Annotated in this window: 8 protein-coding genes; 4 read left to right on the top strand and 4 right to left on the bottom strand. The window is 47.0% G+C overall.

What is annotated here, in order from left to right:
• Nucleotides 1-52: 52 nt before the first annotated feature.
• From VF06_RS30730 to VF06_RS30710, 4 genes are all read left to right on the top strand, one after another.
• On the top strand, nt 53-565 hold the full coding sequence (locus VF06_RS30730) for a phosphate-starvation-inducible PsiE family protein (protein ID WP_099072376.1): 513 nt from the start codon (nt 53-55) through the stop codon (nt 563-565).
• Between the two features lie 137 nt (nt 566-702).
• Nucleotides 703-2,439 (top strand): diflavin flavoprotein, encoded by a 1,737-nt coding sequence (locus VF06_RS30725; RefSeq protein WP_099072377.1) that lies wholly within the window; start codon nt 703-705, stop codon nt 2,437-2,439.
• A gap of 79 nt (nt 2,440-2,518) precedes the next feature.
• A complete protein-coding gene (locus tag VF06_RS30720) occupies nt 2,519-4,525 on the top strand; it encodes an ABC transporter ATP-binding/substrate-binding protein (protein ID WP_099072368.1) in 2,007 nt (668 codons plus the stop codon).
• A gap of 276 nt (nt 4,526-4,801) precedes the next feature.
• Nucleotides 4,802-5,656, top strand: coding sequence for a nitrate ABC transporter ATP-binding protein (locus VF06_RS30710; RefSeq protein ID WP_099072370.1), 855 nt, complete (start codon nt 4,802-4,804; stop codon nt 5,654-5,656).
• Between the two features lie 227 nt (nt 5,657-5,883).
• Here the strand turns inward: VF06_RS30710 and VF06_RS30705 are convergent, their stop codons facing one another.
• The 4 genes from VF06_RS30705 to VF06_RS30685 form a co-directional block, all read right to left on the bottom strand.
• On the bottom strand, nt 5,884-6,246 hold the full coding sequence (locus VF06_RS30705) for a hypothetical protein (protein ID WP_099072371.1): 363 nt from the start codon (nt 6,244-6,246) through the stop codon (nt 5,884-5,886).
• Nucleotides 6,247-6,929: 683 nt separating this feature from the next.
• Nucleotides 6,930-9,881 carry an Ig-like domain-containing protein gene (locus VF06_RS41490; RefSeq protein WP_180267809.1) on the bottom strand — a complete coding sequence of 984 codons (2,952 nt, stop codon included), beginning with the start codon at nt 9,879-9,881 and terminating at the stop codon, nt 6,930-6,932.
• A gap of 123 nt (nt 9,882-10,004) precedes the next feature.
• Complete coding sequence (locus VF06_RS30690; RefSeq protein WP_099072373.1) at nt 10,005-10,967, bottom strand: glycosyltransferase; 963 nt, start codon at nt 10,965-10,967, stop codon at nt 10,005-10,007.
• A gap of 23 nt (nt 10,968-10,990) precedes the next feature.
• On the bottom strand, nt 10,991-11,503 hold the full coding sequence (locus tag VF06_RS30685; protein WP_099072378.1) for a DUF4915 domain-containing protein: 513 nt from the start codon (nt 11,501-11,503) through the stop codon (nt 10,991-10,993).
• Between the last annotated feature and the right edge of the window lie 487 nt (nt 11,504-11,990).

Here is an 11,990-nt window from a genome sequence, read left to right as displayed (position 1 = left end):
CTCCGCGTCCCCGCGTCTTCTCCATATCCCCACTCCCCACACACAAAAAGCCATGTATAAGTCTGCTCAAGATAGCCAAATTCCCACCTATGAAATCCATCGGAAACGCATCGTACAAACCTTAGAATTGATTCAAGATTTGATTGTGATTTCTTTGTGTCTTGGTTTGTTTTGCTTCATGGTAATTCAGGTGAGAGATATGTTTTTCTCCCTGCTTCCCCCACTGGATTTTCATATTGTTACTGCCGATATTCTCTTTTTGCTCATCTTAGTTGAGTTGTTTCGACTGCTGATTATTTATTTGCAAGAACAACGAATATCTATTGGTGTAGCTGTAGAAGTCTCCATTGTTTCGGCCTTGCGAGAAGTCATTGTTAAAGGAGTTTTAGAAACTAATTGGAGTCAAATTTTAGCCACTTGTGCTTTCTTATTAGTTTTAGGAGTAATACTCGTTGTTCGAGTTTGGCTACCCCCCACCTTTGAAGGTATTGACCCCGAACAAGCAATGTCTAAACGCTATAAAAATCGAGCCAAATCGGAATTAATTGAAAGTAATGGGAGTTAGGAGTTAGGAGTTAGGAGTTAGGAGTTAGGAGTTAGAAGTTAGAAGTTAGAAGTTAGGAGTTAGGAGTTAGGAGTTAAGAATTATTCTCCCAATGCCCCATGCCCAATGCCCCATGCCCCATTCCCAAAGAGGTTACTATGTCTGCTAATACTTTAACTACTAGCCATCCCAGAGATGTACAGGTTGCTGAAATTGGTAAAGATACGCTGGTTTTGCGATCGCGGACTTGGGAGAGGCTAAAATTTGAAGTTGAGTATTCCCGCCAACGGGGAACTACGGCGAATTCTTATCTGATTCAAGCTGATAAAAAAGCTTTAATCGATCCTCCTGGTGAATCTTTTACGGAAATTTATCTCCAGGAATTAGCACAACATCTCAATCTCACTACTTTAGATTATATTGTTCTCGGTCATGTCAATCCCAACCGCAGAGCCACGTTACAAGTATTATTTTCTGAAGCTACTCAAGCTACTTTAATTTGTTCTCGTCCTGCTGCTAATGCTTTGAAAACTGCTTTTCCAGAGTGGGAATCGCGCATTCAAGCTGTGCGTTCAGAGGATACTTTGGATTTAGGACAAGGACATCATCTGACATTTATTACTGTACCAACTCCTCGCTGGGCAGATGGATTGTGTACTTATGATTCTGCAACTAAAATTCTTTACACAGACAAATTTTTTGGCGCTCATATTTGTGAAGATACCCTCTTCGATGAAGACTGGAAAAGTTTAGATGCAGAACGTCATTATTATTTTGATTGTCTCCACGCACCCCAAGCTAAACAAGTGGAAGTTGCTTTAGAAAAGCTTTCGGTTTTCCCCGCAAAATGTTATGCTCCTGCTCACGGCCCTGTTGTTCGTTACAGCCTCAGCCGCTTTACTTTTGATTATCGGCAATGGTGTCAAGGACAAAAATTACAAGAATTAAGTGTTGCTTTACTTTATGCTTCAGCTTATGGAAATACGGCAATTGTAGCGAATGCCATCGCTCAAGGTTTAATTGAAAATGGAGTTAACGTAGAGTCCATTAATTGCGAACTAGCAGAACCAGCAGAAATTACCCGCATTGTTGAAGCTTGCGAAGGATTTATTATTGGTTCGCCCACCTTAGGCGGTCATGCGCCAACCCAAATTCAAACAGCTTTAGGAATAGTTATAGCCACAGCAGCAAAAACAAAATTAGCAGGAGTATTCGGTTCATTCGGCTGGAGTGGAGAAGCAATTGATTTACTAGAAAGTAAACTCAAAGATGCCAATTATCGTTTAGGATTTGAAACAATTCGAGTCCGTTTTACACCTACAGATGAGATTATCCAACAGTGTAAAGAAGCAGGCGCTTCCTTTGCTCAAAACTTGAAAAAAACAAAGAAATTGCGGACTGCACGTCAAGTTGTTACAGAAGCAAAAGTAGACCGCACCGAACAAGCAGTAGGACGTATTATTGGTTCATTGTGTGTTTTAACAACTCGTGACGAAGAAAACCACAAAGGCGTTTTAACTTCTTGGGTATCGCAAGCAACCTTTAATCCACCAGGCATTATGATTGCCATTGCTGAAGAACAAAACGCAGATTTAATGTGTCATCCCGGCGATAAATTTGTATTAAATATCCTCAAAGAAGGTAGAAATATCCGCCGCTATTTTTTCCGCAATAGCGTTTTAGGAAATAATCCCTTTATCAATCTTTCCACAAAAACAGCTGACAATGGTTGCCTAATTCTGAGCGAAGCATTGTCCTACCTAGAATGCACCGTACAAAATCAAATGAAATGCGGTGACAGATGGTTAATTTACGCCGTAGTCGATAAAGGCCAAGTCCTAGAAACCGACGGCTTAACCGCCCTAGAATACCGTAAATCCGGCAGCTACTATTAACCCTCAACCTCCGCGCACCTCAGCGCCAACCTCAGCGCCCCTTTGCGTTTAAAACTCAACCCTCAATAACCAAACTACCATGTCTACATTCGTTGCTGTCGATCGCATTGACAAAGTTTTTGAATTAACCGGCGGTGGTAAATACATTGCCCTCAAAGGAATTGACCTCGAAATTAAAAAAGGGGAATTCGTTTCTTTAATTGGTCACTCCGGTTGTGGCAAGTCTACATTATTAAATATGATTGCGGGTTTGGATTTGCCCACTGAAGGTATTGTCACCTTAGAAGGGCAAAAAATCAGGCAACCAGGCCCCGATAGAATGGTGGTTTTTCAAAACTATTCGCTATTACCTTGGCGGACAGTGAGAGAAAATATTGCCTTAGCTGTGGACTCAGTAATGAAAGGCGTACCCGCAGCCGAACGCAACGCCATTGTGGAAAAACATATAGATATGGTGGGCTTGCGTCCCCATGCTGACAAACAGCCAACAATGTTATCTGGGGGACAAAAGCAGCGTGTAGCGATCGCTCGCGCTTTAGCGATTCGCCCCAAGTTATTATTATTAGATGAACCCTTCGGCGCTTTGGATGCCCTGACTCGCGGTAATTTGCAAGAACAACTCATGCAAATCTGCGAAGAAAATGAAGTTACTGCTGTTATGGTCACCCATGATGTAGACGAAGCAGTGCTATTATCTGACAGAATTGTTATGCTCACCAACGGCCCCGAATCGAAAATTGGTGACATTTTAGAAGTAGATATTCCCAGACCCCGTAAGCGCATGGAAGTTGTAGAACATCCCAGCTACTACAGCTTGCGGAGTGAAATGATTTATTTCCTCAATCAACAAAAACGCATTAAGAAAATTCGCGCCAGAAAAACAGCCGACATTTCCCGCCACGGCTTAGAAAAAGTTAACTTAGAAATTGGCTTTTTACCCCTCACCGCCTGCGCCCCCTTAGCAGTTGCTAAAGAAAAAGGCTTTTTTGTCAAGCATGGTTTAGATGAAGTCCACCTCGTGCGCGAAAGTAGTTGGCGTGGTATCGTTGATGGCATGACTGGCGGTTATTTGGATGCGGCGCAAATGCCCTCAGGAATGCCCATGTGGCTAACTTTAGGGGGACACAACAACCAACCTTTCCCTGTTGTCACCGCCCTCACCATGACCCGCAACGGTAACGCCATTACCTTAGCAAAACGCTTTTACGACCAAGGCGTGCAAAGCTTATCAGACTTCAAAACATACCTCCTAGACACCCACGACCAAAGGCACACAATGGGAGTAGTGCATCCCGCATCGATGCACAACTTACTCCTGCGTTACTGGTTAGCCGCTGGTGGCATAGACCCCGACAGCGATGTAGACATGAAGACCATTCCCCCAGCCCAGATGGTAGCCGACTTGCAAGCAGGCAGCATTGATGGTTACTGCGTCGGCGAACCTTGGAATTACCGCGCCGCCGCCGAAAACGTTGGCTTTACCATCGCCACCGATTTGGAAGTTTGGCTAGGACACCCCGGCAAAGTTCTGGGAGTGCGGGAAGATTGGGCAGAAACTTATCCCAACACCCACATTGCTTTGACCAAAGCCTTATTAGAAGCTTGTCAATACTGTGCAAACCCCGACAATGCCCAAGAAATTCGCCAAATTTTAGCAAGTCGAGATTATGTCAGCACCGATTTAGAATACATCCAATTAGAAGATCCCAATAGTCTCACCTGCGATATTGACCATCCCCTGCGCGACTACGCCCACCACCAATTTTATTCCGAGTCTGCCATTAACCGCCCCAGCCGCACCGAACAAATTTGGATTATGACTCAATTAGCCCGTTGGGGCGACACTCCCTTTCCCAGAAATTGGGTGGAAGTCGTCGAACGCGTGTGTAGAGTCCGGGTTTTCAGCACCGCCGCACGGGAATTAGGCTTAGATATCAGCTACATTCGCCAACCCATCCAACTATTCGATAATACTCCCTTTAACGCCGACGACCCAATTGCCTATCTCAACAACTTGAAAATTAAACGCGATTTTTCAGTGGCCGAAGTCATTCTCGATGCCCCCAGAAGAAAACTTGCCTCATAAAAGAATCGTGAGAGAAAGAGGAAGTGGAAGAAATAGGACATCACCCACAATTCTTTGAACTCCATTAAGGGACTCCCAAATAAAAAAATACTCAACTACTTCTTGTGGGGTGGGCGTCTCGCCCGCCCATCGCCAAGGGCGGACAAGATGTCCACCCCACAAGATTGGATAATTTATTTTTTGGAAATCCTTAATGAACTTCTGAACTCCATTAACAAGCATTGAACTTTAATAGTTCGCCGCCAAGAGTCCCCAATACCCAATAACCAAATCACCATGCAAAACCGCAATTCAACAATTACCGACCTCAGAAGCCCACTAGAAAATACAGCCACCACCCGCCACCCCTTCCTACAAATCAAAGACGTTACCAAAGTCTATCCCACAAAAAAAGGCCCTTTCACCGTCCTCGATGGCGTTAACCTCAACGTCGAGCAAGGCGAGTTTATCTGTGTTATCGGTCACTCTGGTTGTGGTAAATCTACGTTGTTAAATATGGTATCTGGTTTTAACTTTCCCACCTCCGGGCAAGTATTACTAGAAGGACAGCCCATTACCAAACCAGGCCCGGATAGAATGGTTGTCTTCCAAAACTACGCCTTGCTACCGTGGCGGACTGCTTTTGAAAATATTTACTTAGCTGTTAACGCTGTTTATCCTAATAAACCACAAGCTGAAAAAAGAGCGATCGTGCGCGACCATTTAGCAATGGTGGGATTGGCTGACGCAATGGAAAAGAAACCAATGCAAATGTCCGGCGGTATGAGACAAAGAGTTTCCATCGCCCGCGCCTTGGCAATTCGTCCCAAAGTCTTAATTTTAGACGAACCTTTCGGGGCGCTGGATGCCATTACCAAAGAAGAGTTACAAGAAGAACTACTGAAAATTTGGAATGAAAACCGCTGCACAGTGTTGATGATTACCCACGACATCGACGAAGCGCTATTTTTAGCAGACAAATTGGTGATGATGACTAATGGGCCACATGCAAAGATTGGTGAAGTCATGGAAATTCCCTTTGCGCGTCCCCGCGATCGCGCCCGTATTATGGAAGATCCACAATACTATCAACTGCGTAACTATGCCTTAGATTTCCTGTTTAACCGTTTCGCCCATGATGATGTAGGTTAAGTTGAAGTACACAGATAGGGACAAAATAGACCTCTTGCAATCAATTGCTTTTTGCACTCTTGTGGGAAAAGGTGAGCCAGCGCGGTCTTGGGGGTTTCCCCCATGAGCGACTGGCGAACCCCGAAGGGGTTAAAGGGGAAAGGGGAAAGGGAAAATACCAAACCTTTCCCCCTTTCCCCTTCCCCTTTTCCCGACTTCTGCAAGAAGTCTCTTGTGTGCCCCTACGATTAACTTGCGGGCAAAACCGCGCTTTGACGTACAGGACGCTTGCGATCGCTTTTGCGAACTCCTCCAGCTTTATAATATTCGTCGCTATTGTGGCCAAATTTATAAGCTATACCGCGCAAAAATTGATCGGAATAATCTGCTAAATCTTTTTCACTTTCGACGATATGGGTTAGCAATATATCAATATTGGAGAGGGCGGTATTGTATTCTTCTATAGATTCTCGCAGGCTTTCTATTCTGTCAGTATAATCTTTGACTGACAACCCCTCCCTCACCTCAAGAGTTGGATTGATAGATTTAACACTTGCTAGTCGTACTTCAGCTTTATCAAGTGTACGTGAAGTCCGTTTTGCTCTTGCCATAATTTACACTATTTAGAGTAAATGATTACATATCTATGGTGGACAATTGTATAAAAAGTTGTCATACGTAAAATTGTTGATTTTTCTGCAAGAATCTAAAATTTCAGTGATTTCCAGCATTCTTTACTGATTGAAACCACATTTATGGTAGTAGCACGGCTATTGTTAACCTAAGCTCAAATGCTTAGGCAGCATAAGTTTTACCCCTCCCTAACCCTAACGCCACTTGCTTCTCCTGTCGGAGACGCTGCGCGAACAAATCGGCAGAGCCGCCCAACGCAGTGGCTCCCCCTTGTAAAGGGGAGGGAACCAGATATTCTTGTTTCCCCCCTTGGAAAGGGGGGATTAAGGGGGGTAAAAATTGATGTAAGCTAAGTCTGTTTGCCATCAAGTCAAAGCAGAAGCTCTTACAGGGAACGCAGAAAGTCTTACAGTCTGCGCGATATACTGAAACGTCAAGGCACAAAGTCTTACAGGAAAGGCAGAAAGTCTTACAGGGAAGACGGAAGCTCTTGCCGGCTGCGCGATATACTGAAACGTCAAGGCAGAAAGCCTTACAAGGAAGGCAGAAGCTCTTACAAGGACAGTGTAACGCACCAAATTCTTCAAAATGGGGCTGACGCACTTCAAGTTTCCCCAAAGTGCGTAGGCGCAGCCCGTCGTAGACATCGCACTCTTGGTTACTAGAGGGTGATAAAATCAGCACTAGTAATCTTGCTGGCATTAATACCTGTCAGTACAGCCAATTGTTCGCCACCGTTGGTAAGGCTAATGAGGGTGTTGCTGCCGCTGTTGCTAATCGTTAACTGCCCAAAGCTCAGGCCGCCAGCTAAAACCAACAAGTCAGTGCCATCTTGGAAGTCGGTAATCGTGTCTTTACCCTCCCCAATACCCAGTACAAAGCGGTCTGCCCCATTGCCCCCGGTCAAGGTGTCGTTACCAGTACCACCATAGAGTACGTCATTGCCGTTACCGCCATTGAGGATATCAGTACCTACTCCCCCGTAAAGGGTATCGTTGCCATTGTTGCCATAGAGTGTGTCATTGCCACCTAAGCCACGAATCGTATCCTTACCATTGCCGGCGGCAATATAGTCATTGCCTGCGTTGCCGGAAATATTCTGGTCTTTATTGCCTGTCGAGAGGATGTCTCCCACTTCCACCGTCACAGTAGCTTCATTTGAGGTCAGGTTTCCGGCATCGGTGATGGTGTACTTAAATGAGGCAGTACCACTAAAACCTGCGGTGGGGGTAAAGGTAATCAGGCGAGCATCAGAATTGATGTCGGAAAGAGCGACAGTGCCGTTAGTGGTGCTGGTAACAGAGAGTTTAGCACCGACTAGACCATTGCGATCGGGGTCAGAGATGTTATCGTTGACATCGACTGTTACCTTTGTCACTGGGTTGCCCGTGTTCTTGCTAGTAGAGACTGTTTCCCCCGTGGCACTGGGGGCTTCGTTAACATCGGTGACGTTGAGAACAAAAGCCTGGGACTTGGTTAGGGATGAGTTCCCCGCATCGGTAGCCGTGACAGTGAGATTCAGTTGACCGTTGGGGATTGCTTCATAATTGAGGGAAACACCATCTTTGAGCTTGAGTTGCCCGTTGTCCACCACAAAGCGGCTGTCATCAACGGTCAGGGTGTTGTTGCGAAATGCTGGGTTGAGCGTATCCGCATCGGTAACAGTGAGGTTGCCAATTACCGCCCCTGCCGCGTTCTCAGCGACGGTGTTGGCACTCAAGGCAATGGCACTGGGGGCTTCGTTAACATCGCTGACGTTGAGAACAAAAGTCTGGGACTTGGTTAGCAATGAGTTCCCCGCATCGGTAGCCGTGACAATGACATTTAGTTGACCGTTGGGGATTGCTTCATAATTGAGGGAAACACCATCTTTGAGCTTGAGTTGTCCGTTGTCCACCACAAAGCGGTTGTCATCAACGGTCAGGGTGTTGTTGCGAAATGCTGGGTTGAGCGTATCTGCATCGGTAACAGTCAGGTTGCCAATTACCGCCCCTGCCGCATTTTCAGCGACGGTGTTGGCACTCAAGGCAATGGCACTGGGGGCTTCGTTAACATCGCTGACGTTGAGGATATAGTTAGTCGATGCATCAGGTGTACTGCCTACAGTAGAGTCATCCACGTTCACAGTGATGTTATAGGCATTTTTGCTTTCAAAGTTGAGAACAGTGTTTGCTTTGAGGTAGAGAGCATTGTTTTGAATGAAAAAGCTGGCTGCATCAGTGCCGCTGAGGATGAGACCGTTGTTGCCCACACCGTCATCACTAACGCTGATGTCTGCCAGTTTGATGGGGCTGGTAGTATTGGTGTTTTCTGCCAGACTGTTGGTTTGGTTGAGCAAATTAACGGCAGTGGGAGGGGTATTAGGAATGGTGTTAATAGTGCCATAGACATCGTTATTACTGGTCGAGGCAGTGTTGCCTGAAAAGGTAACGTTGCCTCCCCCGACTACGGGAGCTGTCGTCACGCCTGCCTGGGTAGCTAGTCCTGGCGTCACGGCAAAGATAGCACCGCCGAAGCCCTCTCCATTATTCGCTCCGGTTCCCCCTGTGGCGGAGTTGCTGGTAAAGCTGGTGTTCAACAGGGTGAGGTTGCCTGACCGAATGAAGATGGCACCGCCTAACCCCGCACCGCCGCCGCCAGTACCGCCGCTGCCGCCGCTGCCGCCGCCACCACCGCTACCAACGCTGAAGCCGCCGCCGTTGGCACCGTTGCTGCCGTCACCACCGCTGCTGCCACTGCTGCCGCTACCACCGCCGAAGCCGCCGAAACCGCCACTACCACCGCTACCGCCGCTACCGCCGCTACCGCCGCTACCACCGAAGTAACCGCCACCGCCGCCGCCGCCACCACCACCAGCGCCACCACCAGCGCCACCACCAGCGCCGAAGCCGCCGCCACCACCAGTGCCACCCAAGCCGCCGGAGCCGCCGGAACCACCGCTAGCGATGATGTCGAAGTCGCTAACCCCGCCACGGCCGCCACCACCACCCGCGCCACCACCGCCACCGATGCCGCCGATGCCGAAGCCGCCAGTTCCACCATTGCTACCAGGATTGCCGTTGCCGCCAGTGCTACCATTACTGCCACCATCGTCGCTCCCGAAAAAGCCGCCATCGCCGCCGCCGCCGCCGTTCGCACCCGTGTTGCCAGTGCCACCGTTACCGCCGATCGCCTGGTTGTTGATGAAGTTGACGCTGCTGATGGTGACAGTGCCGTTGTTAATAAACAGGGCACCGCCAAACCCACCGTTACCCCCCGCACCATTGACACCATTGCTGCCTTGGGCCCGTCCATTTGCCAGCGTCAGGTTCGCAATAGACACAATACCTTGATTGACAGAAAACAATGACACATCGCCTGCGTCGTTAATGCCGTTGTTGTTGGCATCGCCGCTGATGGTGAGATTACTGCCACTCGTGCCTTGAATGCTGATGTTGCTCGTAATGGTTGGTAAGGCACTCGTCAGGCGGAAGGTAGAATTGGCAGCCACATCAAAGATAATGATGTCATCGCCTACCGTGTTGTTAGCGGCAATGATGGCCTCTCGCAGCGAATCAGCGTTGTTGCTGGTGTCGTTGTCGTCATTAATGGTGTTTACAGTGAACGTTGCCATGATTAAAATCTCCTAAGCTATCAACGAGTTAATCGGTCGAGATACTGGTCAAATGGAATCGTTAGGGTTGAGATGTTCCCTTCCCCCTCTGGTTTGGGAGGCGAACGATTGCTAGGAACTGCTTCAGGCAGCGTGAGAGTAAGAAGCATAACAAGCCCTGTCGCTCTCCTCGTCGGGGATAGAATCGGACTGCTGCAATCGCTGTGAAGTAGCAGGTACAGCACCAGCATCGGTTGGCTTTTTATCAATAAAGAATCTTGCTTGCACTTCTACCCGCAGTTGATAGCGATCGCTCAAGCCGCGTCGAACAATGGCCTCGTTAATGGCAAGCTGCGATTTCAGCACTTGTTCAATGGTGCGAGTGCTGCTGACACTAGTCGGATGCAAACGGTAGTAGTAAAGTGGTTGATTGAAATGCCAAATCTCGGTCACTTCTGACAAGCGCAAACACAGGTCGTAGTCTTCGATCGATTCAAACGCTTCTCGAAAGCCGCCGACCTGCTCATAAACTGAACGGCGCAACAGCCGGAAGTGAAACGTCATAAAGTCAATTAGCAGTCGGTCTGGGCTGTAGGGGACTTGGCAGCGCTGCCCCAACCCTTGTACCTGTCCGCCTGCGTTTATCTGCCAATGGTCGGTGTAGACCATGCCTACTTGTGGATGGGAGTTCAGCACCGGAACAGTGAGTTCCAGCGCCCGGAAGTCTAAAGCATCATCGCTATCGACCTGACCAATGTAAGTGCCTTGAGCCGCAGCATAAGCCCCTTTGAGGGCATGAGCGGCACCATGATGAGCCGCAGCAATGACGCGAACGCGGGCATCTTGTTGAGCATAGTGATTGGCAATATCTAGGGAGCGATCGGTTGAGCCATCGTCCCAAATCAACAGTTCAAAGTCTCGGTAGGTTTGGCTCAGCACGCTGCTGATTGCCACTTCTAAGTAGCGATCGCGGTTATACACCGGCATGATAATCGATACTAAAGGCGGTTTGAAATCAGCGGGTTGCGGCCACAGAGCATCAGCAAAATTAGGAGAAACCGTTGCAATACTGTGATTTAAAGAATTGGAATTTTGGTTAGAAGACATAGTAGTTAACGACTAGAGGCGATTTAGCAATTCTTTAGGAACAGGCTGACCACAGCAAAGTGGGCTTCTGTAAAGTCCCAAGATCGCGCAATCCGAAACCGTTGAGGTGACAGCGGTCTTCTGCGGCTAGCTTGGGAATAAACGAGACTTCTTGCAGAAGTAGGGAAAAGGGGAAGGGGAAAGGGGGAAAGGTTTGGTATTTTCCCTTTCCCCTTTAACCTTTTCCCTTTTCCCACCTCTTGCAAAAAGCACTTTTGCAAGAGGTCTACGGTTTCTCCTGGTTTGAGTAAATTTTCAAATCGCCAAATTTGATAACGCGTGCTAACATATATACTGTTGTTTGATGCATACATTCCCATTGGTTTATCAAACAATCGCTCTTTGACACTCACCCTATTTTGCTCATTGCAACCGATGAAAAACAGGCGATTAGTTTGATATGTAGTGAAAGCTAGGCTAATAAACTGCGTTTGCAACCAGGGTATAAAGTGCGGCAAACACTTGATTTCTAGTTCGGGCGCAGTCGAAGATGGCATGGCGTAACTGCGCGGCAGAAAACTTTCCATACAAGACTTTATTAATTGCTGATTATTTTTTTGACAAAGCAAAATTGTTTCCATTACCCCTAAAAAGTAAAGGTATGGAAACAGCACCCAATTATTTAGTAATTTTTATTGACGGCAACTCGTCAATATTACACTACGGTTAAATCTTGCGTATTGAAACTAATTTCATTAAAAGTTAATGGAAACTTAGAAATTTTTGACTCAAAAATCTGAATAATTTCACATAAATCTGCCAGCGATCGCAATCGTTAAGTTCTAATATTAATTTTCTATAACCTGCCAACTTTGATACCAAATTGAACTGATAGATATGCAAACTTGAGTAGGTGGGCGTGAATATTTATCATTGCAATAAAACAGAACACAACTATGCTAAAAGCATAAGGAAACAGGGTTTTCACTTATTTTATTTTTATTTACATAGTTTGGTTTTTTGAAGCCGATCGCACTTGAGAGG

Source organism: Nostoc linckia z4 (genome assembly GCF_002608075.1).
GTDB classification, from domain to species: Bacteria; Cyanobacteriota; Cyanobacteriia; order Cyanobacteriales; family Nostocaceae; genus Nostoc; species Nostoc linckia.
Note: the sequence above shows the minus strand (reverse complement) of the source record. Positions and strands in the feature narration are given on the sequence as shown.

Excerpts from the sequence above, each read along its gene's own strand:
- VF06_RS41490 (WP_180267809.1), bottom strand. The coding sequence starts at position 9,881 with ATGGCAACGTTCACTGTAAACACCATTAATGACGACAACGACACCAGC.
- VF06_RS30685 (WP_099072378.1), bottom strand. The coding sequence starts at position 11,503 with ATGCCATCTTCGACTGCGCCCGAACTAGAAATCAAGTGTTTGCCGCAC.
- VF06_RS30705 (WP_099072371.1), bottom strand. The coding sequence starts at position 6,246 with ATGGCAAGAGCAAAACGGACTTCACGTACACTTGATAAAGCTGAAGTA.
- VF06_RS30730 (WP_099072376.1), top strand. The coding sequence starts at position 53 with ATGTATAAGTCTGCTCAAGATAGCCAAATTCCCACCTATGAAATCCAT.
- VF06_RS30710 (WP_099072370.1), top strand. The coding sequence starts at position 4,802 with ATGCAAAACCGCAATTCAACAATTACCGACCTCAGAAGCCCACTAGAA.
- VF06_RS30725 (WP_099072377.1), top strand. The coding sequence starts at position 703 with ATGTCTGCTAATACTTTAACTACTAGCCATCCCAGAGATGTACAGGTT.
- VF06_RS30690 (WP_099072373.1), bottom strand. The coding sequence starts at position 10,967 with ATGTCTTCTAACCAAAATTCCAATTCTTTAAATCACAGTATTGCAACG.
- VF06_RS30720 (WP_099072368.1), top strand. The coding sequence starts at position 2,519 with ATGTCTACATTCGTTGCTGTCGATCGCATTGACAAAGTTTTTGAATTA.